The sequence below is a fragment of the Aliiroseovarius zhejiangensis genome (assembly GCF_014656375.1).
Lineage (GTDB): Bacteria > Pseudomonadota > Alphaproteobacteria > Rhodobacterales > Rhodobacteraceae > Aliiroseovarius > Aliiroseovarius zhejiangensis.
In genome coordinates, this window is the sequence record NZ_BNCH01000011.1 from 56,734 (window position 1) to 79,128 (window position 22,395).

Sequence of the window (22,395 nt, forward strand, 5' to 3'; positions counted from 1 at the left end):
AACGGACACGACAGTTTGTGATCACAAACTTGCGTCCGTCTTTGCGCGAAACAAAGGCCTCGCTTGCCAGCCCCGTCATCGGCACAGGATCATCGCATCCGGCATGAGCATCATGCCAGGTAGCCCTGTCCCTGAACGCGGGTTGTCCGGTTCGGGCGTGGTCACGATGGTCGACACGATGCGCGTAAGTTAGACGGGCAGGACAAGACCCTGGGGTCGCCAGTGGCGGCCCCGTTTCATTCGCTGCCCCAATCCTTGTCCTGCATCTCGCGCAACCGGCTGGCCGTGCGCTCAAACTCGAACGAACCCTCGCCTTCGACATACAGCATCTCGGGTTGCGCAGCGGCAGACGCGATCAGGCGCACCTTTGCCTCATAAAGCGCGTCGATCAGCGTGACGAACCGCTTGGCCTCGTTGAAGTTCGACCGGCTGAGGCGTGGAATGTTTTCCAACACCAGCAGCTTCACGTTATTGGCGATCGTCAGGTAATCGCCCGGCCCCAGCATCGCCCCGCACAGGTCATGAAACCCCGCTCGCGCCGCCCCATTGCGATAGGCCGGCAGCACCACATCGCGGCCCTTGACGGTCAGGGTCAAGGGCGCGGCCTCGCCCCCTGTCAGATCGCGCCAGATCGCGTCGATTGCGATGCGCGCGTCGGCATTGGCCGGGGTGAAATACACCTGCTCGCCCGCCAGACGGTCCTGGCGATAATCGTTCGGGCTGACCAGTTCATGCACCACCATCTGCTGCTTGATCAGCTCGATAAAGGGTAAAAACAACTGCCGGTTCAGCCCGTCCTTATACAAATCATCCGGGTGCCGGTTCGAGGTCGTGACCACCACCACACCCGCATCAAACAGCTTTTCAAACAGACGCCCCACCAGCATCGCATCGGTGATGTCAGTGATCTGCATTTCGTCAAAGGCAAACAGGCGCACATCGGCCGCGATCTTTTGCGCCACGGGCCCAAGCGGATCGTCCACCCCGCTTTTGCGTGCAGCGGCCATACCTTCGTGCACTTCCTGCATAAAGGCGTGGAAGTGGACCCGACGCTTGGCCGGGGTCTCAAGACTGTCCACGAACAGATCCATCAGCATGGATTTCCCACGCCCGACCCCGCCCCAAAGATAAAGCCCTTGCGGCACGTCTTCGGGTTTTGAATGAAACAACCCACCCAGAATGCCGCGCTTTCGGGCGGGCGCCGTATCCAGATGGGCGCGAATATCCTCAAGCGCGGGCAGCGCCGCGACTTGCGCGGGGTCTCGGGTGATCTCGCCGCTTTGGGCAAGGGTTTCGTAGATCTCGATCAGGTTTGCCATGGCCGAGGAATAGATCGGTTCCAAACATAAGAAAAGGTGAAGCGACAGATCAGAAACGAAGAATTGACCGGGTGGTCGATTTCGCGGAACGTGCGCGGATGAACGAGACTCGCGCGCCCCTTATCACCCCCGTCCTCGTAGCCGGTTGCCTGATCATCCTTGTCAGCTTCGCCATACGGGCGAGCTTTGGCGTGTTCCAGATCCCCATCGCGGCCGAATTCAACTGGCCCCGCGCCGAATTTTCGCTGGCCATCGCCATTCAGAACCTGGCTTGGGGGATTGGTCAGCCGATCTTTGGAGCGATCGCCGAAAAAATCGGGGATCGCAAAGCCATCATCATGGGCGCTTTGACCTATGCCGTGGGGCTTGTCGCGTCCTCCTACGCCGTGACACCCGGAGCGCATCAGCTTCTGGAAATCGCCGTTGGCTTCGGCATCGCCGGGACGGGTTTTGGTGTGATCCTGGCCGTTGTCGGACGCGCGGCGAGCGATGAAAACCGCTCCATGTCGCTGGCCATTGCGACCGCCGCCGGATCGGCGGGACAGGTGTTCGGCGCTCCGCTGGCGGAGTACTTGCTGGGCTTCATGTCCTGGCAAAACGTGTTCATCATATTTGCCGCCGCGATCCTTGCGACGCTGGCGCTGCTGCCGCTCATGAAAACGCAGCCCATGGCCGCACGCTCCGAGCTTGAGGACAGCATGGGGCAGATCCTGATCAAGGCCTTTCGCGACCCCAGCTATTCGCTGATCTTTCTGGGCTTCTTTTCCTGCGGCTATCAGTTGGCGTTCATCACCGCCCACTTCCCCGCCTTCGTGACCGAGATGTGCGGCGCGATCGACCCTTCGGGCACCTTGGCGACCATCGGTGTTTCGACCACGTCGGCACTGGGCGCGATCTCGATCTCACTGATCGGGTTGGCCAATATCGGGGGCACATTGTTGGCTGGTTATCTCGGCAAAACCTATTCCAAGAAATACCTGCTGGCAGGCATCTACGCGGCGCGCACGGTGGTGGCCGCCGTGTTCATCCTGATGCCGATCACACCCACATCGGTCATCATTTTTTCCATCGCGATGGGGTCTTTGTGGCTGGCGACGGTGCCGCTGACCTCGGGTCTTGTCGCGCATATCTATGGGCTGCGCTATATGGGAACGCTTTATGGGATCGTCTTTTTCTCGCACCAACTGGGCAGCTTTCTGGGCGTCTGGCTGGGCGGGCGGATGTATGACGCGTTTGGCGATTACACCATGGTATGGTGGATCGGTGTCGGCGTCGGCGCGTTTTCCGCCATCGTGCATCTGCCAGTCAAAGAACAGCCCCTGCCCGCACGCTTGGCCTAGACAGGCAGCGCCGTTGTCTTGAACACCGTGCGCAGCGCGAACGAACTTTGCATCCCCTGCACCCCCGGCAGACGCGACAGGTATTGGCGGTGGATGCGGGCGAAATCTTCGGTATCCGCCGCGACGACCTTCAGGATGTAATCCGCCGTTCCCGCCATCAGGTGACATTCCAGCACATCGGGAATCAGGGCAACCTCACGCTCGAACGCATCCAGCAATTCGTCGGCCTGCCCGGACAGGGTGATTTCCACGAAAATGGTCGATGGGCAGCCCATCTTGCGGGCGTCCAGAAGGGCGACATAGTCGCGAATATAACCTTCCGCCTCCAATCGCTGCACCCGCCGGTGACAGGCTGAAGGAGACAGGTTGATCTTTTCGGACAGGTCCGAATTGGAGATGCGTCCGGTGCGCTGAAGAACCGCAAGTATGCGACGGTCTATGCTGTCCAGTTCCATATTCCCACAAATATCTTGCGCATCTTGACTTCGCTGCGATGCAATCTTCGACAATACCTATCGGATGCGCCACATCTTTTCAAAGCAATTGCGCGCGAAATCCTGCAGAATTGCCCCCTGTTACAAGAAATGAACCGACAACAGGGAATGAGGAGGATACCCAATGCTGATCGGATGCCCGAAAGAAATCAAACCGCAGGAGTTTCGCGTTGGTCTGACGCCTGCTGCGGCAGGCGAGGCGATTGCACGCGGACACAGCGTCATCGTCGAGACCAACGCTGGCATTGGCGCCGGGTTCACGGATGAGGACTATGTTGCCATTGGCGCCACCGTTCTGGACACCGCAGAAGAGGTGTTCGCCAAGGCCGATATGATCGTGAAGGTGAAGGAACCCCAAGCGGTCGAACGCAAGATGCTGCGCGAAGGCCAGCTTTTGTTCACCTATCTGCACCTGGCCCCGGACCCCGAACAAACCAAAGACCTGCTGGACAGCGGTTGCACCGCGATTGCCTATGAAACCGTGACCGACCGTCATGGCGGCCTGCCGCTGCTGGCCCCGATGTCCGAAGTTGCCGGTCGTCTGGCCCCGCAAAGCGGCTCCTGGGCGCTGCAGAAGGCCAATGGGGGCAGCGGCGTGTTGATGGGAGGCGTTCCCGGCGTCCGTCCGGCCAATGTGGCCATCATTGGTGGCGGTGTCGTCGGCGCGGCCGCTGCACGTGTCGCCGTTGGCATGGGCGCGAATGTCACTGTGCTGGATCGTTCGGTGCCGCGCCTGTCTTATCTGGACGACGTTTTCATGGGGCGGCTGACCACGCAGTATTCCGACATGGCAGGGATCGCCGAGTTGCTTCCCCGCATGGATATGGTCATCGGTGCGGTTCTGATCCCCGGTGCAGCCGCGCCCAAGCTGATCAGCCGCGAGCAATTGTCGCTGATGAAGCCCGGCTCGGTTCTGGTGGATGTTGCCATCGACCAAGGCGGGTGCTTTGAAACCTCAAAAGCCACCACCCATGCCGAACCGATCTATGACGTGGACGGCATCGTGCATTACTGCGTGGCGAACATGCCGGGTGCAGTTGCCCGCACCTCGACCATCGCGCTTGGCAACGCGACCATACCCTTCATGCTGGCGCTGGCAGGCAAGGGCTGGAAGCAGGCCTGCGCGGATGACGAGCATTTGCTGAACGGGTTGAACGTGCATGCGGGCAAGCTGACCTATGCCGCCGTGGGCGAGGCGCTTGGACTGGACTATATCTCGGGCGCGGATGCGCTGAAGATCTGACCGTCGACAAAACGTCATGAGAAGCCTCGCCACCTGGCGGGGCTTTTTCTTTGACAGGGCGGACGGGCCGAAGCACCCTTGCGCCATGGCCGATCTTTCACACGACTTTCAAAGCACTGCCGTGGCAGATACCTTTGCTGGCTTTCCTGTCGACACGCGCACGGGCCTGATGACGCTGCGCAATTTGATATTCTCAACCGCGCGCGAAACGCCGGAAGTTGGCCGTATCGAAGAGACGCTGAAATGGGGCCAGCCCGCCTATCTGACGCCCGACAGCAGGTCCGGCACCACGATCCGGCTGGGCGTGCCCAAGACAGGCGGATATGCGCTTTACGTCCATTGCCAGACGACCTTGATCCCGGATTTTCGCAGCCTGTTTGCTGACGAATTCACCTTCGATGGCAACCGTGCGATCCTGTTTCAGACGGGGCAGCCCCTGCCCACCGAACCGCTGCGATTGTTCATCAGGAACGCGCTGACGTACCATCTGAAATGACCCCGGAAACGAAAGAAACCCCGCATATGGCAGGGCTTTTCTTCAGGGTCATTCGTGACCGTCCGGATGTGGTAGCGTGGGGCGGACTTGAACCGCCGACCCCAGCATTATGAGTGCTGTGCTCTAACCAGCTGAGCTACCACGCCATCTCACATCGGGGGTCCGAATATTCCGGCGCGCCCCCGGTGTCAAACGAAAAACACCGAAATCGGGCAGCCGCGCGGGAAAAAGATCACGCAAAAAGGGCGCCCGCATCCGGACGCCCCTTTGCATCTTCAGCCGGTGTGGTTACTTTTTCAAAGCGTCACGGATTTCGGCCAGAAGCTCGACCTCGGTCGGGCCTTCCGGGGCAACCTCGGGGGCGTCTTCCTCTTTGGCGACCGACTCCTTGGCCTTGTTGACGAAACGCACGAGCATGAACACCACCCACGCGATGATCAGGAAATTGATGATCGCCATGATGAACGAGCCATAGGCGAACACTGCAGCACCGCTGTCACGCGCGGCCTCAAGCGACGCACCTTCAGGGGCCGACCCCGACAGAACGACATACATATTGGTGAAGTCGATCCCGCCCATGAACAGCCCGATGATCGGGTTGATCAGATCATCGACAAGCGACCCGACGATCGCCGTGAACGCGGCGCCGATGATGATCCCGACGGCCATGTCCATGACATTGCCCTTGGCAATGAAATCCTTGAATTCTTGAAGCATACTGTCCTCACTACACGTTTGTGCCGGCATGTTTCCACCGGCCTGACCAAAGCGTAGCGCAAAACATATCCCTTTGCATATTGTTTCGCGGGGAAAAACAGTGCGTCCGTACCCGTTGATTGGTGCCTTCGACTTAGCTGCTCAGGCCGCCTGTCAGGACATAGCGCAAGATCTCAACCACCTGATGGGGTTCGCGCGCGACGGCAAGGGCTGCGGCATCCACTTCTTTCAACGGGTGGTCATGTTCGGGTTGCTGCAACACGATCAGGGATTTGCCTTTTGCAGCGGCATATCCGGCATCGAAGGCGGCGTTCCACTGGCGGTATTTCTCGCCAAAGCGCACGACAACCACGTCGGCATCCTCGATCGCCTTGCGGGTGCGGATGGCATTGATCATCGCGCCCTTGTGGTCGTGCCAGTATTTGTTGTCCTCGGCCCCCAGAATGGCAACGCCGCAATCGTCGGACGCATCGTGATCGGTTACGGGGGACGAGAATGTGACGTCCAGCCCTTTCGCACCGTCGATGATCTGTTCGCGCCAATCAGTGTGGATTTCGCCGGACAGGTATACGTTCAGGGTCATGTCATTCCTCCAGTTTGGGCGCGGCCCCTGAGGACCGCGCTGTCAGGTTATCCGCGCAGCGTGCCGCCGGTGGCCTTGCCGACCTTCTCGACGATCTTGGCGCTGACCGCCTCGATCTCTTTCTCGGTCAGGGTGGCGTCGCGCGGTTGCAGGCGCACGGTGATGGCGAGCGATTTCTTGCCTTCGCCCAGCGAGCCGCCGATGAATTCGTCAAAGACGTTCACGTCGGAAATCAGCGCCTTGTCGGCCCCGGCGGCGGCGTTCACCAAGTTGATCGCCTCTACATCGGCATCCACCACGAACGCGAAATCACGTTCGACCGGTTGCAAATCGCTGGCCCCCAGCGCGCCGCGCCCCGTGCCCTTGGCCTTCGGGAAGGGCACCTTGGCCAGATGCACGGCAAAGGCCACGACCGGGCCTCTTACGTCCATCTCGGCAATCGCTTTCGGGTGCAATTCGCCAAACGCGCCAAGAATGTTCTTCGGCCCCAGCCCCAACTTGGCCGAGCGTCCGGGGTGCCACCACGCGTTCATGTCGCGCACATAGGTCAGCTTGGCCGGGGCGCCGATGGCGGTCAACACCGCCTCGACATCCGCCTTGGCGTCATAGGTATCCACCGGGCGACGCGCCCCGAACCGGTCACGCGGACCGGTATTGCCGACCAGAATGCCGGTGATCATCTGTTCGTATTCTTCCGGCTCGCCCCCGTGGAAGACGGGGCCAACCTCGAACAGCGCCAGATCCATGAAGCCGCGCGCCTGGTTGCGGGCCGCCGCTTGCAGAAGGCCCGGCAGCAGGGAAGGGCGCATATGGCTCATCTCGGACGAGATCGGGTTTTGCAACCGCGTGACATCCGCCCCACCGCCGAACCGCTTTGCGCTGCCTTCATCAATGAAGCTGTAGGTCACGCATTCGTTGTAGCCCAGCGCGGCGACCGTCCGTCGCGCCATGCCTTCACGTTTCTGCATGGGGGTCAGGATCGTCTTGGGCACACCCACATGGGCGCGGGGCAAGGGTTTGCCCACCAGCTTGGTCAGGGACGCCACCCGCGCAACCTCTTCCACCAGATCGGCCGAGCCTTGCACGTCAGGGCGCCAGCTTGGCACGTGTGCCATGCCGTCCTTGATGGTAAAGCCCAGCGCGGTCAGGGTCTTGCGCTGCTCCTCCGCCGGAATATCCATGCCGACCAGCGATTGCACGCGATCGGTGTCGAGCGCGTAGGCGCGGCTTGTATTCGGCACTTCGCCCGCCGTCACCACGTCCGACGGCTCGCCCCCGCAAAGATCAAAGATCATCTGCGTCGCAGCCTCAATCGCCTGTGCGTTATACTCCGGGTCGATGCCCCGTTCGTTGCGATACCGCGCGTCGGAGTTGATTTTCAGTGCGCGGCCCGTGCGGGCAATCTGGGTGGTTTCCCAGAACGCGGCTTCAAGGAACACGTTGGTGGTTTCTTCCGTGCACCCGGTGGGCAGACCGCCCATGATACCGCCGATGGACTCGATACCTTCGCTGTCCGAGATCACGACCATGCCGGGTTCGAAGGTATATTCCTTCTCGTCCAGCCCCATCAGGGCCTCGCCCCCTTTGGCGCGGTGCACCCGCAGGTCGCCCTTGACCTTGTCGGCGTCAAACACGTGCAGCGGGCGGTTCATGTCATAGGTGAAGAAGTTGGTGATATCGACAAGGGCCGAGATCGGGCGCAGCCCGACCGCACGCAGGCGCGCTTGCAGCCACGCGGGGGACGGCTGGTTCTTCACGCCCTTGATCAGACGGCCCATGAACAGAGGGTTTGCGTCCTTGGTGTCATCATCAATCGTCACGTTGATCGGGCTGGGGAAGTTGCCTTTGACCTTATGCTCTTTCAGCGGCTTCAACGTGCCCAGCCCACGGGCGGCCAGATCACGCGCAATGCCGCGCACGCCCAGCGCATCGGGGCGGTTGGGGGTAATCGCAATCTCGATCACCGGGTCAACGCGTGAGGGGTCATTGGCGGCCAGCCAGTCGACGAAACGCTCGCCCACCTCGCCCGAGGGCAGTTCGATGATGCCGTCATGCTCGTCCGACAGCTCCAGCTCGCGCTCGGACGCCATCATGCCGTGGCTTTCGACACCGCGGATTTTGCCCACGCTCAGCGTCACGTCGATGCCGGGCACGTAATCGCCGGGCTTGGCAAGGACCACGGTGATCCCTTCCCGCGCATTCGGCGCCCCGCAAACGATGGTCTTGTCACCTTCGTTGGTTTCCACCGTGCAGACCTTCAAACGGTCCGCGTCGGGGTGTTTCTCAGCCGATTTGACCTTGGCGAGCGTGAACGCGCCCAGACGGTCGAGGGGGTTGTAGATACCCTCAACCTCCAACCCCAGATCGGTGCAGGCCTCGGCGATGTCTTCGACGCTCGCGTTGGTGTCGAGGTGGTCTTTCAGCCAGGAGATGGTGAATTTCATGTGCGTATCCTCTTTCGGCACCGCTTAGCGGTCTGCCAAATCCTCAATCAGGTCAAAATGCTCAAACACCAGCATCATTTCAGGGTCGAAGCCGCCGTTGCGGGCAAAAAACGCTTCATGGCCCTTTCGCCAGCCCTCAAGACTGTCATCTTCACCTTCAGCCAACGCCATTTCCTCTGTGACGTCGCAGAACCGGATTTGTTGCACTCTCACAGTTTTGATTACTAGAGCGGGGGTGCCATCCCAGTTCGTGGCGATATCTGTGCGACCGACAACTGGCATGGCCTCGGGTTCATCAGCAAAGTCAGCCAAAGCACCGCAGGTTGCGCGTTTCTTGCCAGACCGAACAAGCGCGATAAGCCGCGCCGAAAGCTCGGGGCCATCGCCAAACTTGAACGTGCCCGCACCGGGATAGGTGACTTGCAGATCTTCCATGTCTTCGCTCACCTGCTCAACCCCCCACGCATGGTCGGCACATCCAGCGCCGCGAAGCCGTAATGCCGCAGCCAGCGCAGATCTGAATCGAAGAACGCGCGCAGATCCGGGATGCCGTATTTCAGCATCGCCAGACGGTCGATGCCCATGCCGAAGGCGAAGCCTTGCCATTCGTCCGGGTCCACGCCTGCCGATTTCAGCACATGCGGGTGCACCATGCCGGAGCCGAGGATTTCCATCCAGTCGTCGCCCTCGCCCAGTTTCAAGGTGCCACCTTCCCATGAACAGCGGATGTCGACCTCGGCGGACGGTTCGGTGAAGGGGAAGTGCGAGGCGCGGAAGCGCAGTTCGATCCCGTCGATTTCAAAGAAGGCGCGGCAGAACTCCTCCAACACCCATTTCAGGTTCGCCATCGAGATATCTTTGTCGATCGCCAGCCCTTCGACCTGATGGAACATCGGGGTGTGGGTCTGGTCGTAATCGGCGCGGTAAACGCGGCCCGGCGCGATCACGCGGATGGGCGCGCCCTGATCCATCATCGCGCGGATCTGCACGGGGCTGGTATGGGTGCGCAAGACATGCGGCGGGCGGTTGTCGCCCTCGGGCATGGTCATATAGAACGTGTCCATCTCGGTCCGGGTCGGGTGTTCGGCGGGGATGTTCAGCGCGTCGAAATTATACCAGTCGCTTTCAACCTGCGGGCCTTCGGCCACCGCGAAGCCCATGTCCCCGAAGATCGCCGAAATCTCTTCGGTCACTTGGCTGATCGGATGGATGCTGCCCTGACGCTGCGGGCGGCCTGGCAGGGTGACGTCCAGCCATTCGGTGCGCAAGCGTTCGTCCAAGGCGGCATCGGCCAGTGCGGATTTCTTGGCGGCGATGGCCGAGTTGATCTCGTCCTTCAGGGCGTTCAGCTTGGGGCCCGCAACCTGCCGTTCCTCGGGTGTCATCTTGCCCAGTTCGCGCATTTTCAGGGCCACTTCGCCCTTCTTTCCGACCGCCTGCACGCGGATGTCTTCCAATGCGGCTTCGTCCGCAGCATTGGCCACGGCGTCGATGTATTTTTGCCTCAGATCGTCCATCCCGGACCCCTTTATTTACGTCATGCCCCTGCTACGAAACGGGGCGTCAGAAAGCAAGAAGCCGCGAGACCTGAAAAGGTCCGCGGCTTCCTAAATTGTCTCTCCGATGTGTCGGAGTTACGCGAGCGCGGCCTTCGCCTTTTCGACGATGGCACCAAAAGCGTCGGGCTCGTGCACGGCCAGATCGGCCAGAACCTTGCGGTCCACTTCCACACCGGCCAGGTTCAGGCCATTGATGAAGCGAGAATAGGTCAGGGCTTCGTCATGCGAACGGACGGCAGCGTTGATCCGCTGGATCCACAGGGCGCGGAAGTTGCGCTTGCGGTTCTTGCGGTCGCGGGTTGCGTATTGGTTCGCCTTGTCGACGGCCTGACGCGCCACCTTGAAGGTGTTCTTGCGGCGACCGTAATAGCCTTTCGCGGCCTTGACGACTTTCTTGTGACGGGCGTGGGTTGTGGTTCCACCTTTAACGCGGGACATATCTGTATCTCCTCTTAGCGGTCGTAGGGCATGAAGCCCTTGACGATCTTGGCGTCGGGGGCGGACAGGGTCGTGGTGCCACGTGCATCACGAATGAATTTCTTGTGACGTTTGATCATGCCGTGGCGTTTGCCGGCCTGACCTGCCAGGACTTTGCCTGTCGCAGTCACCTTAAAGCGCTTCTTGGCGCTCGATTTGGTCTTCATCTTGGGCATTTCCGTCTCCTTCATAGGTTCGGTATTTTTGCACGACTCGGCATGCCACTTGAGCCGGTCGCACATGAAGTGCGGCGTATAGGCGGAATCGTTCAGGCTGGCAAGTGCTTTCTGCCCGAAACTGCGGGCAGGACCCTCAGGCGGTCAGCATCACCTTCAACCGCCCGAAAACCGTTCGGAAGGCGGTGAAAATATCTTCGATCTGATAGCCGCCGGGGCGGTTCATGATCGCCATCGCAATCAGCACACCCCCGATCATGAACATGATCGCCGGCACGCGCGGGGCGCGACCGTCACGGATTGCGGACAGGAATGACGGGATCGACAGCGCAAGCACGATGATCCCGATAACAATAAACGTGTCTTCCCTCATTACTCTCTCCTCCGCACCCACCGTGGTACAACGCTAACAGGTTACTCCTGATCTGTGGCAAAAATTTGCCGTTCATCGCAGGGGGCAACGCGAAGGATATTCGTTGTGCCGGGCACATTGAAAGGCACTCCGGCAGTGACGACGATCTGGTCGTCTTCCGTGGCAAACCCGGCACTGCGCGCCGCCCGCGCGGCCGAGACAACTGCGGCCTTGAAGCGCAAGACCTCGTCCGGGGTCACGAAACAGTTGGTGCCCCAGGTCAGACACAGCCGCCGCGCGGTGCCGCGCAATGGGGTCAGGGCAAGGATCGGCACGCGCGGGCGTTCGCGCGCAGTCAGAAGCGCGGTTGTGCCCGATTGCGTGAAGCAACAGATTGCCTTGATGTCGGTTGTTTCTGCGATTTCGCGGGCGGCGGCGACGATTCCGTCAGCCACGCCACTGCGGGTGGCGACGCGGTGGGCGTCGACCTGATCCAGATAGGTCTGATCGTGCTCCACCTCGATCGCGACGGCGTTCATGGTCGACACGGCCTCGACCGGATATTGTCCGGCGGCACTTTCCGCCGATAGCATCACCGCATCGGTGCCATCATAAATGGCATTGGCGACGTCCGAGACCTCGGCCCGCGTCGGCATCGGGCTTTCGATCATACTTTCCAGCATCTGCGTCGCCACGATCACCGGCTTGCCCGCGCGGCGGCACAATTGGATCAGCCGCTTCTGGATCGGGGGAACCGCGTGAACGGGCAGTTCAACGCCCAGATCACCGCGCGCGACCATGATCCCATCGGAGGCTTCCAGGATGGCCTCAAACGCATCCACGGCGGCAGGTTTTTCGATCTTCGACAGGATTGCCGCGCGCCCCTTCGCCAGATCACGGGCTTCTTCAACATCGGCGGCGCGCTGCACAAAGCTGAGCGCCAGCCAGTCGACACCCAGTTGGCAGGCGAATTCCAGATCGGCGCGGTCCTTGTCCGACAGGGCGGCCAGAGGCAGCACCACATCCGGCACGTTCACCCCCTTGCGGTCCGAGATCGTGCCCCCGACCTCGACCACGCAGTTCGCGAAGTCTTCGCCGCAGTCCCTGACCTTCAGCCGCAGCTTACCGTCATTGACCAACAGGGTCGAACCGGGCTTGAGCGCCGCAAAAATCTCGGGATGTGGCAGGCAGACCCGGTGGCTTTCGCCCGGTGTTTCGTCCAGATCAAAGCGGAACTCCTGACCTTCCTCGATATCCGCCGCACCGGCCGAGAACACGCCACAGCGCAGCTTTGGTCCCTGCAGATCCGCCAGGATCGCGATCGGACGTTCCATATCCTTCTCAACACGCCGCACAAGCGCATGACGCTCGCGTTGTTCATCATGGGTGCCATGCGACATGTTCATACGGAAGACGTCCGCACCAGCTTCGAACAGCGCCCGAATCGTGTCGTAGTCGCTGGAGGCCGGGCCAAGTGTGGCAACGATCTTTACGTTTCGGTGGCGTCTCACGGGAAACCTCTCGTTGTTATTGGTCTTTTTCGCGGGTTAATGGCTCTATGCCCGAAAATGTTAGCGCTGACAACTGGCGCTTGCCTGATGCCTCGCTTAAACGGGTCTGGCAAACATGAATGACATACGCATGACATACCATCCCTATCATATCCTTGGCGAAGATCGACCCTCGCGATGGTTGATCACTTGCGACCACGCGGCCAATACGGTGCCGCCCTGTGTGGGCAACGGCGATCTGGGTGTCAGCCCCGGAGACATGGCCCGACACATCGCCTATGACGTTGGCGCGGCGGGCGTTTCGCGTCACTTGTCCGAACTTCTGGATGCCCCGGCGATCCTGTCAAACTTCTCGCGCCTGGTGATCGACCCCAACCGGGGCGAGGATGATCCGACGCTTGTGATGAAGCTGTATGACGGCACCGTCATCCCGGCCAACCGTCATGTCGATCAAGCTGAACGCGACCGCAGGCTGACCGCGTTCCACCGCCCTTATCACCGCGCCATCGCGCAACTCGCCGCGCGGCAGGCCAACACAGTCATACTGGCCATGCATTCCTATACGCCTCAGCTTCAGGGGCGCGAGAAACGCCCGTGGCATATCGCCATCCTGCATGATCGCGACAGCCGGCTGGCCACCCCGCTGATTGCGCGGCTCAGACAGGAACCCGACCTGTGCGTGGGCGAAAACGAACCCTATGGCGGGCATCTGGATGGGGACAGCATTGACCGCCACGCGGTGCTGACAGGGCGGGTCAATGTATTGATCGAGATCCGTAACGACCTGATAGAAAACGAAGATCAGCAACGTGGCTGGGCCGAACGTCTGGCGCCGATCCTGACCGAAACTCTGGCAAAAACCGGGTTGTAACCGCCACGATCCCAAAAGCGCGGCGCGGCGCTTGACCTTGCAAGGCGTGCCCCCACCTGTTGAAATGCCTACATCGACCGAAAGGACAGGCCATGGACAACCAAACTCGCATTGAAATCGAAGCCGCCGCGTTCCGTCGGCTGCAAAAACACCTGATGGAAGACCGGCCCGAGGTTCAGAATATCGACACGATGAATCTGGCCGGGTTTTGCCGCAACTGCCTGTCGCGTTGGTATCAGGAGGCCGCGAACGCACGCGGTATCGAGATGACGAAAGCCGAAGGTCGCGAGGCTTTCTATGGGATGCCCTATGACGACTGGAAAGAGAAGTTCCAGACCGACGCCAGTGCCGAAAAGCAGGCGGCATTTGACGTGGCGTTCAGGGAAAATGTGCTGGGCGAGAAAGGCTGATGCGCCCGTCCGACCAGTTGGCCGAGTTCACCCGCGAGGCCCTGGCCGCCGGCCGAAGCCGCGATGACATCCGCGCGGCGTTGGCACAGTCCGGCTGGGCAAAGAACGAGGTCGCCGAGGCGCTGGACGCCTGGGCCGACATCGACTTTCCCACACCCGTCCCCCGGCCACGCCCCTATGTCTCGGCGCGAGAGGCGTTCTTCTATGGCATCATGTTCGTGGCACTGGCGATGACCGCCTGGCATCTGGTGGCGCTGCTGCACAACCTGATTGATCATTGGATCACCGACCCGCTGGAAGAAAACGCGGGCCGCTATGTGCTGTCGTCGACCCGATGGTCGATTGCAGCACTGATCGTCTTTGCACCGACCTTTTTGGTGCTGAACCGGCGGACCGTGCAGGCGACCAAGGCGGATCCGGGCAAACGCCGGTCGGGCGTGCGCAAATGGTTTGGCTATGTCACGCTGTTTCTGGCCTCGCTCTCGCTTCTGGGCGATCTGATGGCGGTGATCTATGCGCTGCTCAGCGGCGAACTGACCTTGCGGTTCATCCTGAAGGCCGTGGTGGTGGCTGGGGTTGCCGGAGCGATCTTCGCCTATTTCCGGCAGGAAGCGGACGAGGCGCGCGATGCAGCGTGACGCCATCGCGCCTTTGCTGATCGGGACGGTCGTTCTTGCCGCGATCGCTGCGGGTCTGGCCATCACCGGCGGCCCCGGCAGCGCACGTGCCGAAAAGCGCGACATGGCCCGATTGGCTGACTTGCGCACCCTTGCGGCATTTGTCAGATGCGTGGCCCAAACCACGGGCCAAGTTCCCGAAACGCTGACCCCGGTCGAGGAGTGCGGCACCGACCTGCCTCTGACCGACCGCGCCAGCCAGACGCCTTATCGCTATGAGGCGCTGTCCGAGACCTCGTTTCGACTATGCGCCGCGTTCGAGCGCCCGGAGTTGATCACGGAGTACGACATGGCCGGGGCCAGTTGGCAACCCGAACGGGGCTGCTTTGCCCTGTCAGAGCCATAGCCAACCCCCCATTCGGATAGGATGGGCGCATCCAATGACGCAGGGCCAGTGCGATCAGACCGCCACTTTCAGGCTTTCGTCCAGATAGATTTCGCGCAGGCGCAAGGCCACCCGGCCCGGTTTGCCATCGCCCAGTACCTTGTCGTCGATCTGCACCACCGGCATCACGAAGGCCGAGGCCGAGGTAAAGAACGCCTCGTCCGCGTTCTGGGCTTCTTCGATGGTGAAATTGCGTTCCTCGACCTCCATCTGCGCCTCCTGGGCATAGCGCAGCACGGCGGCGCGGGTGATCCCGTGCAGGATGTCGTTGGACAGCGCACGGGTGATGATCTTGCCGTCCTTCACGATATAGACGTTGTTCGACGTGCCTTCTGTCACATAACCGTTTTCGACCATCCACGCGTCATCCGCCCCCGCTGCCTTGGCCATCATCTTGCCCATGGAAGGATAGAGCAACTGCACCGTCTTGATGTCGCGCCGCCCCCAGCGGATATCGTCGATGGAAATCACCTTCATCGGCTTCACAGTGTCCGCCAGACCCGGCTTTGACTGAGTAAACAACACAACGGTCGGCTTCACCTCGTCCGGATCAGGAAAGGCGAAATCCCGATCCGATGCGGCACCACGCGAGATTTGCAGATAGATCAACCCCTCGTCGATGTCGTTCAAACGCACCAGTTCGCGGTGAACTTCAAGCAGGTCATCCGTCGAAATCGGGTTTTCCATGCCCAGCTCGTCCAGCGACCGTTTCAACCGCTCGGCATGGCCGTCAAAGGCAATCAGCTTGCCGTTCAATACACTCGTCACCTCGTAAACGGCATCGGCAAACAGGAAACCACGGTCAAAGATCGAAATTTTCGCTTCGGTCTCGGGCAGGTAGTCTCCGTTCACGTAAACGGTGCGGGTCATGTCGTCTCTCCTTGGTGTGACGCTGCGAGTTCGTTGACCCGCGCGACGTTTCCTGTTCTGGCTGTTGATACTCGGGTCCGTGAAAGATGCAAAAGGGAAATCAGATGCCAACTGCGACACAATCAGCCCTGATCATGCTGGCCGCCGGGATTGGTATACCCGTACTGGCGGCTTTGAATGCCGCATTGGGGCAGCGGATGGGGTCGCCGGTTGCCGCCGGGGTGATCCTGTTTCTGGTGGCGCTGTTGACGACGTTGGTTGTGTTCCTTTTCTCTGGTGGCTCTGTGAAAGGTGCCATCGGGTCGCCGCCGCATTTGTTCTTTGCAGGCTGTCTGGTTGCCTTCTATGTCCTCACCATCACTTGGGTTGCGCCCAGTTTCGGGGTTGGCAATGCGGTGTTCTTCGTCCTTCTGGGGCAACTCATCTCTGCCGCTGCCATCGACCATTTTGGCCTGTTCGGGGCGCAGCCCAGCCCGTTGTCGTTCTGGCGTGGCGCCGGGATTGCGGTGATGGGGCTGGGCGTGTTCCTGACGCAAATTGCAGGGCGCAGCTAAGCCCCTATCCCCACAATGCGCTAGACGGCGGGTGGACACCATTTTCATCGAACACAAGCGGCGTGTCACGATCCTCAGCCAGCAAAAGCGGCCCGTCCAGATCTGTCACCATCGCACCCTGTGCAACCAGCGTGGCAGGCGCCATCGCAAGTGACGAGCCAACCATACAGCCCACCATGACCTTGTAGCCTTCAGCCAGGGCCGCATCACGCAAGGCCAAGGCCTCGGTCAGGCCGCCGGTCTTGTCGAGCTTGATGTTCACCACATCATATTTGCCGGTCAGTTCGGACAGGCTGGTGCGGTCGTGGCAGCTTTCATCGGCACAAACCGGCACCGGGCGATCCATCCCTATCAGCGCCTCATCCTCGCCCGCGGGCAAGGGCTGCTCCACCAAACTGACACCCAGACGCACCAGATGCGGGGCAAGGTCGGCATAAACCTCGGCCGACCAGCCTTCGTTGGCGTCGATGATGATCCGGGCATCGGGGGCGCCTGCGCGCACGGCCTCAAGTCGCGGCATGTCGTCGGGCGTTCCCAGTTTGATCTTTAAAAGCGGGCGATGTGCATGCTTTGCCGCCTGAGCCTGCATCTGGGCAGGGTCCGCCAAAGACAGCGTGTAGGCCGTGATCTCTGGCCCCGGGGCAGACAAGCCCGCCAGTTCCCACGCCCGCTTGCCCGCGCGTTTGGCTTCCAGATCCCACAACGCGCAATCCACGGCGTTGCGGGCGGCCCCCGCAGGCAACAGGTCAAACAGCGCCTGCCGGCTCACGTCAGATGGCAACCCCATTATTTCATCGGTGACGCTTTCCAGCGTTTCATCATAACGCGCATAGGGTACGCATTCGCCCCATCCCTGATGGTCGCCATCCTGCACGCGCACCGTCAGCACCTTTGCCTCGGTCCGTGACCCGCGCGAGATGGTGAACACCTCGGCCAGTTTGAACACCTCCGCCGTAACCGAGATTTTCATACCCGCCCCCTTGCTGCTTGAATGTTTACCCTAGACCGCCGCCAGTGCATCGACCAGCTTCTCGGCGCCAAACCGGAACGGATCGGTGGCGGGCAGGCCCATCTTGGCCTCGAGATCGGCCAGATAGGACGCCGCGTCGCCATCGCTCATGTGTTGCGTGTTGACCGAAATGCCAATGACCTGACACGCAGGGTTCACCACCTTGGCCATGGTCAAGGCGACATCGCGCAACTCCTCCAAGGTCGGCAGTTTGTAGTCGGGCAGACCGCGCATATGGTCGCGCGTCGGCTCGTGACACAAGATCAGGGCGTCAGGCTGCCCGCCATGGATCAGCGCCATGGTCACGCCAGAGTAAGAGGCATGGAACAGTGATCCCTGCCCCTCGATCAGATCCCAGTGGTCCGGATCGTTGTCGGGCGAGATATATTCGACGGACCCTGCCATGAAATCCGCAACCACCGCATCCAGCGGCGCGCCGTCGCCGGTGATCAGGATGCCGGTCTGCCCCGTTGCGCGAAACGAGCAGTTCATGCCGCGTGCGCGCATTTCCTTGTCCATGGCCAGCGCCGTGTACATCTTGCCGACCGAACAGTCGGTGCCGACCGCCAGACAACGTTTGCCGGTGCGCTTCACGCCGTTGGCGATGGGATATTTGACTTCGGGCAGGCGCACATCGTGCAACGCGCGACCGGTGGCTTCTGCGACGGCGGCCAGATCGGGTTCGTCGCGCAGAAGATTGTGCAGACCCGAGGCCAGATCAAACCCTTCTTCCAGTGCCATGACCAAGACCTTCTTCCACGCCTGCGAAATCACGCCGCCACGGTTTGCGACACCGATCACCAGCGTCTTGGCTCCCGCCGCCCTGGCTTCGCGCAGGGTCATGTCCGTCAGGCCCAGATCGGCTTTGCAACCCTCCATCCGGTATTGGCCCACGGCGTTTTCCGGACGCCAGTCCTTGATGCCTTGTGCAACTTTCACCGCCAGCTGGTCGGGCGCATCGCCCAGAAACAGAAGATATGGTGTCTTGATCATGATCGCGCCCTCAACAAGATTTATCGATGGGATAATCGACGAGGGTCGCATCAAATTTCTTGCGAAATTGGCAAGTTAGACGCCAATTTTCGAATATTCTTCTTTGTGCTATACTAACTATAGAATTTTCTTTCCCCCGATACAGCCGTTCCGTCACCTTCTTGCATTGCTGCACCGCAGGGCGCGTTGATTCTGCAACTGCAAAATGACCTTGCGAAGCGCGCGGTAATTTAATAACGGTTGCGGTCAAGAAATCGCAACTTCATTACCGAAAGGCGACCCATGTCCTTCCGCATCCAACCTGCCGCCCCTGCACGTCCCAACCGCTGCCAGTTGTTCGGCCCGGCCTCGAATACCAAATTGTTTGCAAAAATGGCCACATCTGCCGCTGATGTGATCAATATCGACCTTGAAGACAGCGTGGCCCCCTCGGACAAGGACACGGCGCGTGCCAACGCGGTCGAGGCGATCAACACCGTCGACTGGGGCAACAAGTATCTGTCTGTGCGGATCAACGGGCTGGACACGCCCTATTGGTATCGCGATGTGGTGGACCTGCTGGAGCAGGCAGGCGACCGTTTGGATCAGATCATGATCCCGAAAGTGGGCTGCGCCGAAGACATCTATGCCGTGGATGCGCTGGTCACGGCCATCGAACGTGCGAAAGGCCGCACCAAGCCCATCAGCTTCGAGGTCATCATCGAAAGCGCCGCTGGCATCGCGCATGTGGAAGCCATCGCAGCCGCATCACCCCGCCTGCAAGCCATGTCGCTGGGCGCGGCTGATTTTGCCGCCTCGATGGGGATGCAGACCACCGGGATCGGTGGCACGCAGGAAAATTATTACATGCTGCGCGAGGGTGAAAAGCACTGGTCCGACCCTTGGCATTGGGCACAAGCCGCCATCGTCGCCGCCTGCCGCACCCATGGCATTCTGCCGGTCGATGGCCCGTTCGGTGACTTCTCGGATGACGAGGGATACATCGCGCAGGCCAAACGCTCAGCCACATTGGGGATGGTTGGCAAATGGGCCATCCATCCGAAACAGATCGCATTGGCGAACGAGGTGTTCACACCGTCAGCCGAAGCCGTGGCCGAAGCCCGCGAAATTCTGGCCGCGATGGAAGATGCCAAGGCTAAAGGCGAAGGGGCGACGGTGTACAAGGGCCGCCTGGTGGACATCGCGTCCATCAAACAGGCCGAGGTCATCGTGGCACAGGCTGAACTGATCGCGAACAGCTAGGCGCAAGCGGCCCATCAAGCCAACGGCATACACAGATCAGTCAGCAGATCCTCGGGCGGTGTGTCTCGCGGGTCGTTCAGATAAACCTCGTAACAGGGGGCGTCGGCGGGGGTTTCCCCGGATGTGGGCAACCACCCGCCATACAGCGCGTCATAGCCGGATTTCAACGTCGCATATGGCCCTTTGTAGGTCATCACGGCCGTCCGCCCGCCCTTGATCTCGACGCTGTCGAACCCTTCGGGGATGTCGTCCCCTCGCCATTCCGCCCCGGCGAAACTGCGCAGGTCATCCACGGCCACCGCATCTGCATCGTCATAGTAAACGCCGATCATCGGGCCACATTTTTCCCAAAGGTCGCGCGAACCGATCATGGCAGCGGCCGTTTCGAACTTTTCGCCGATCAACATATAGGCACCTGTGTGCGGCAAGCCGATCACGCGGCGGGCAGGGTTGTCGCGAATTTCAACGGGATGCATCTTCAATCCTCCTCTTCGTTGCAAAAGCGCCGGGGCATCCAGCCGACCGGCTTGACGAAACGCCATCGGGGTCACGCCATAAGAGGCGCGAAAGGCCTGCACAAAGCTGCGGGGATTGGGATAGCCGCAATCCTGCGCGATCTCATCCACCGATGTCTCCTCTCGCACCAACCGCCCCGCCGCGCGATGCAGTCGCATCCGGCGCACCACCTGCGCGCAGGTCTCGCCTGTCATCGCGTGAAAGACCCGGTGCCAGTGAAACCGTGACATGGCAGCGACTTCGGCCAACCGATCCAGCGACAGATCGCCATCGGGATTGTCGTGAACATAAGTCAGCACGCGCAACAGCCGATCTTCATACCGCATGACCTGTCCTTCCTGTTTCGTCTGCGATCTGCATAATCCGAACCACACGCATAAATCTTGCCGATTTGCACGCGTGTTGAAACGGGCAACAGTTGTATTGCCGCCCCGCAAGCGGCATATAGTCAGGAACATTGTGCAACCGGGCTGATCCATGACCAACTATCTTGAGTTCGAAAAACCGCTGGCAGAAATCGAAGGCAAGGCCGAGGAACTGCGCGCCCTTGCCCGCTCAAACGAAGAGATGGATGTGGAAGGCGAAGCCAAGGCCCTGGACGCCAAGGCGAACACGCTTCTAAAAGACCTGTACAAAGACCTTTCACCCTGGCGCAAATGTCTGGTTGCGCGCCACCCAGACCGACCCCATTGCAAGGACTATATCGAGGCGCTGTTCACCGAATACACGCCACTCGCCGGCGACCGGAATTTCGCCGATGACCACGCCGTGATGGGCGGCCTGGCGCGACTGGGCGACATCCCAGTCGTCGTCATGGGGCAGGAAAAGGGCAATGACACGAAATCGCGGATCGAACGCAATTTCGGCATGGCGCGGCCCGAAGGCTATCGAAAGGCGATCCGGCTGATGGACCTGGCCGACCGGTTCGGCCTGCCGATTGTGATGCTTGTGGACACGCCCGGTGCCTATCCCGGCAAAGGGGCGGAAGAACGTGGCCAGTCCGAGGCCATCGCCCGGTCGACCGAACGCAGCCTGAATGTCAAATCGCCCGTGATCTCGGTGATCATCGGCGAAGGCGGATCGGGCGGGGCCGTGGCGCTGGCCACTGCGAACACGGTGATGATGCTGGAACATTCGATCTATTCGGTGATCAGTCCGGAAGGCTGTGCCTCGATCCTGTGGAAAGATGCCGAAAAGATGCGCGAGGCCGCCGAGGCCCTGCGCCTGACGGCCCAGGATCTGAAACAACTGGGCGTGATCGACCAGATCATCCCCGAACCTTTGGGCGGCGCCCAACGCGGACGCCGCGAGGCGATTGCCGCCGTCGGCAAAGCCATCGAAACCGAACTGAAGGCGTTGAAGAAACGTCACAAGGGCGACGCCCTGATGAAGGAACGCCGCGAGAAATTCCTGAAAATGGGCTCCAAAGGTCTGGCGGCCTAATCCACAAGGGGGTCTCTGTTGGACTGGAAAGCGTTCCTGGCCGAAGTCGAAGGCAACACCAATCATCTGGCCAAGGATATTCCTGAAACGATGAAAGGCTTTGCCCGGATGGGCGCGGCTGCCAAAACCAATGGGGCTCTCAGCGAAAAGACCAAGGAATTCATCGCGCTGGGCATCGCCATCTCGACCCGCTGCGACAGCTGCATCGGCTTTCACGTGCGATCTCTGGTCCGTCTCGGCGCGACGCTGGACGAATTGAACGAGGCGCTTGCGATGGCGTCCTATATGGGCGGGGGCCCCGCGATCGCATACAGCGCCAAAGCACGCGAAGCGTTCGAACAGTTCAGCGCGGGCTGAACACGGCACGAAGTTTCATCCCGATGGATAAAACGTATCCAGATTTTCCAAATGCTCGTGCCCCATAATCTATGGACTGAACGATCTGATCCGACAGAACGGACAACCGAAATGGGTTAACACCACGTCGTTCTGGGCATTCTAATTCGGTGCGGTTTGATACATAAATCCAACCGTGTGGGGCGCGACCTTCTGTTCACCTGAACTCAGTCGGCGATCTGGTACATGCCCGCACATACCCATTCCCGGCCGTTTTGTTTTCGGTGTTTTGATTTTTCATGTATTGGAACGCAGAACCGCCGCCGGCATTTCTGCTCGGCGGCGGTTTTGTATTGATTGTTATCGTATTGAGAGCAT

The 22,395-nt window shown here is 60.5% G+C and carries 26 protein-coding genes and 1 tRNA gene; 11 read left to right on the plus strand and 16 right to left on the minus strand.

Annotated elements, in window-relative coordinates; all coding sequences use genetic code 11:
• Positions 1-236 precede the first annotated feature (236 nt).
• Positions 237-1,319, minus strand: a complete 1,083-nt coding sequence (zapE, locus tag IE188_RS16255) for a cell division protein ZapE (protein ID WP_191287581.1) — start codon at positions 1,317-1,319, stop codon at positions 237-239.
• A 98-nt stretch (positions 1,320-1,417) separates the two neighbouring features.
• On the opposite strand from zapE, the gene IE188_RS16260 reads away from it, so the two are divergent.
• Positions 1,418-2,659: an MFS transporter gene (locus tag IE188_RS16260; RefSeq protein ID WP_191287582.1), complete on the plus strand. Its 1,242-nt coding sequence runs from the start codon at positions 1,418-1,420 to the stop codon at positions 2,657-2,659.
• Here IE188_RS16260 and IE188_RS16265 read toward each other — a convergent pair.
• Positions 2,656-3,114 carry an Lrp/AsnC family transcriptional regulator gene (locus IE188_RS16265; protein ID WP_191287583.1) on the minus strand — a complete coding sequence of 153 codons (459 nt, stop codon included), beginning with the start codon at positions 3,112-3,114 and terminating at the stop codon, positions 2,656-2,658. The two genes, IE188_RS16260 and IE188_RS16265, sit on opposite strands and share 4 nt — an antisense overlap.
• Before the next feature lie 163 nt (positions 3,115-3,277).
• On the opposite strand from IE188_RS16265, the gene ald reads away from it, so the two are divergent.
• Complete coding sequence (gene ald / locus IE188_RS16270) at positions 3,278-4,396, plus strand: alanine dehydrogenase (RefSeq protein WP_191287584.1); 1,119 nt, start codon at positions 3,278-3,280, stop codon at positions 4,394-4,396.
• Positions 4,397-4,481: 85 nt separating this feature from the next.
• Positions 4,482-4,892 (plus strand): DUF1801 domain-containing protein, encoded by a 411-nt coding sequence (locus IE188_RS16275; protein WP_191287585.1) that lies wholly within the window; start codon positions 4,482-4,484, stop codon positions 4,890-4,892.
• A gap of 69 nt (positions 4,893-4,961) precedes the next feature.
• On the opposite strand, the gene IE188_RS16280 is transcribed toward IE188_RS16275, so the two are convergent.
• The 10 genes from IE188_RS16280 to pyk all read right to left on the minus strand — a co-directional run bounded on the left by IE188_RS16280 (position 4,962) and on the right by pyk (position 12,711).
• A tRNA-Met gene (locus IE188_RS16280) sits at positions 4,962-5,038 on the minus strand.
• Positions 5,039-5,180: 142 nt separating this feature from the next.
• On the minus strand, positions 5,181-5,609 hold the full coding sequence (gene mscL / locus IE188_RS16285; RefSeq protein ID WP_191287586.1) for a large conductance mechanosensitive channel protein MscL: 429 nt from the start codon (positions 5,607-5,609) through the stop codon (positions 5,181-5,183).
• Between the two features lie 133 nt (positions 5,610-5,742).
• Complete coding sequence (locus IE188_RS16290; protein WP_191287587.1) at positions 5,743-6,192, minus strand: YtoQ family protein; 450 nt, start codon at positions 6,190-6,192, stop codon at positions 5,743-5,745.
• Between the two features lie 47 nt (positions 6,193-6,239).
• On the minus strand, positions 6,240-8,636 hold the full coding sequence (gene pheT, locus IE188_RS16295) for a phenylalanine--tRNA ligase subunit beta (protein WP_191287588.1): 2,397 nt from the start codon (positions 8,634-8,636) through the stop codon (positions 6,240-6,242).
• A gap of 24 nt (positions 8,637-8,660) precedes the next feature.
• A complete protein-coding gene (locus IE188_RS16300) occupies positions 8,661-9,083 on the minus strand; it encodes an ASCH domain-containing protein (RefSeq protein WP_191287589.1) in 423 nt (140 codons plus the stop codon).
• Positions 9,080-10,153: a phenylalanine--tRNA ligase subunit alpha gene (gene pheS / locus IE188_RS16305; RefSeq protein WP_191287590.1), complete on the minus strand. Its 1,074-nt coding sequence runs from the start codon at positions 10,151-10,153 to the stop codon at positions 9,080-9,082. The genes IE188_RS16300 and pheS overlap by 4 nt, the downstream gene beginning before the upstream one ends.
• Positions 10,154-10,270: 117 nt before the next feature.
• A complete protein-coding gene (rplT, locus tag IE188_RS16310; protein WP_191287591.1) occupies positions 10,271-10,633 on the minus strand; it encodes a 50S ribosomal protein L20 in 363 nt (120 codons plus the stop codon).
• Positions 10,634-10,647: 14 nt separating this feature from the next.
• A complete protein-coding gene (rpmI, locus tag IE188_RS16315) occupies positions 10,648-10,848 on the minus strand; it encodes a 50S ribosomal protein L35 (protein ID WP_008560811.1) in 201 nt (66 codons plus the stop codon).
• A 136-nt stretch (positions 10,849-10,984) separates the two neighbouring features.
• Entirely contained in the window at positions 10,985-11,221 is a 237-nt protein-coding gene (locus tag IE188_RS16320; RefSeq protein ID WP_191287592.1) for a hypothetical protein, read from the minus strand.
• A 41-nt stretch (positions 11,222-11,262) separates the two neighbouring features.
• The gene (gene pyk, locus IE188_RS16325; RefSeq protein ID WP_191287593.1) at positions 11,263-12,711 is read right to left on the minus strand and encodes a pyruvate kinase; all 1,449 of its coding nucleotides are present in this window, start codon (positions 12,709-12,711) and stop codon (positions 11,263-11,265) included.
• A 130-nt stretch (positions 12,712-12,841) separates the two neighbouring features.
• Between pyk and IE188_RS16330 the strand changes: the two genes are divergently transcribed.
• The 4 genes from IE188_RS16330 to IE188_RS16345 all read left to right on the plus strand — a co-directional run bounded on the left by IE188_RS16330 (position 12,842) and on the right by IE188_RS16345 (position 15,015).
• Positions 12,842-13,582, plus strand: coding sequence for an N-formylglutamate amidohydrolase (locus IE188_RS16330; protein ID WP_191287594.1), 741 nt, complete (start codon positions 12,842-12,844; stop codon positions 13,580-13,582).
• 92 nt (positions 13,583-13,674) lie between these two features.
• Positions 13,675-13,992: a DUF1244 domain-containing protein gene (locus IE188_RS16335; protein WP_191287595.1), complete on the plus strand. Its 318-nt coding sequence runs from the start codon at positions 13,675-13,677 to the stop codon at positions 13,990-13,992.
• Positions 13,992-14,630 carry a DUF5671 domain-containing protein gene (locus IE188_RS16340; RefSeq protein WP_191287596.1) on the plus strand — a complete coding sequence of 213 codons (639 nt, stop codon included), beginning with the start codon at positions 13,992-13,994 and terminating at the stop codon, positions 14,628-14,630. The genes IE188_RS16335 and IE188_RS16340 overlap by 1 nt, the downstream gene beginning before the upstream one ends.
• Positions 14,620-15,015 carry a hypothetical protein gene (locus tag IE188_RS16345; RefSeq protein WP_191287597.1) on the plus strand — a complete coding sequence of 132 codons (396 nt, stop codon included), beginning with the start codon at positions 14,620-14,622 and terminating at the stop codon, positions 15,013-15,015. Before IE188_RS16340 ends, IE188_RS16345 begins: the two co-directional genes overlap by 11 nt.
• A 54-nt stretch (positions 15,016-15,069) precedes the next feature.
• On the opposite strand, the gene IE188_RS16350 is transcribed toward IE188_RS16345, so the two are convergent.
• Positions 15,070-15,924, minus strand: coding sequence for a D-amino-acid transaminase (locus IE188_RS16350; protein ID WP_191287598.1), 855 nt, complete (start codon positions 15,922-15,924; stop codon positions 15,070-15,072).
• A 104-nt stretch (positions 15,925-16,028) separates the two neighbouring features.
• Between IE188_RS16350 and IE188_RS16355 the strand changes: the two genes are divergently transcribed.
• A complete protein-coding gene (locus tag IE188_RS16355) occupies positions 16,029-16,478 on the plus strand; it encodes a DMT family transporter (protein WP_191287599.1) in 450 nt (149 codons plus the stop codon).
• A 4-nt stretch (positions 16,479-16,482) separates the two neighbouring features.
• Here the strand turns inward: IE188_RS16355 and dgcA are convergent, their stop codons facing one another.
• Positions 16,483-17,448: an N-acetyl-D-Glu racemase DgcA gene (gene dgcA / locus IE188_RS16360; RefSeq protein WP_191287600.1), complete on the minus strand. Its 966-nt coding sequence runs from the start codon at positions 17,446-17,448 to the stop codon at positions 16,483-16,485.
• A 30-nt stretch (positions 17,449-17,478) separates the two neighbouring features.
• Positions 17,479-18,480: an N-acetyltransferase DgcN gene (gene dgcN / locus IE188_RS16365; RefSeq protein WP_191287601.1), complete on the minus strand. Its 1,002-nt coding sequence runs from the start codon at positions 18,478-18,480 to the stop codon at positions 17,479-17,481.
• A gap of 282 nt (positions 18,481-18,762) precedes the next feature.
• On the opposite strand from dgcN, the gene IE188_RS16370 reads away from it, so the two are divergent.
• On the plus strand, positions 18,763-19,722 hold the full coding sequence (locus IE188_RS16370; RefSeq protein WP_191287602.1) for an L-malyl-CoA/beta-methylmalyl-CoA lyase: 960 nt from the start codon (positions 18,763-18,765) through the stop codon (positions 19,720-19,722).
• A gap of 14 nt (positions 19,723-19,736) precedes the next feature.
• Here the strand turns inward: IE188_RS16370 and IE188_RS16375 are convergent, their stop codons facing one another.
• Entirely contained in the window at positions 19,737-20,564 is an 828-nt protein-coding gene (locus IE188_RS16375; protein ID WP_191287603.1) for an AraC family transcriptional regulator, read from the minus strand.
• 151 nt (positions 20,565-20,715) lie between these two features.
• On the opposite strand from IE188_RS16375, the gene IE188_RS16380 reads away from it, so the two are divergent.
• Together IE188_RS16380 and IE188_RS16385 are read left to right on the plus strand one after the other, a co-directional pair.
• Positions 20,716-21,681, plus strand: a complete 966-nt coding sequence (locus IE188_RS16380) for an acetyl-CoA carboxylase carboxyltransferase subunit alpha (RefSeq protein WP_191287604.1) — start codon at positions 20,716-20,718, stop codon at positions 21,679-21,681.
• A gap of 18 nt (positions 21,682-21,699) precedes the next feature.
• The gene (locus IE188_RS16385; RefSeq protein WP_191287605.1) at positions 21,700-22,038 is read left to right on the plus strand and encodes a carboxymuconolactone decarboxylase family protein; all 339 of its coding nucleotides are present in this window, start codon (positions 21,700-21,702) and stop codon (positions 22,036-22,038) included.
• The last annotated feature ends 357 nt before the right edge of the window (positions 22,039-22,395 follow it).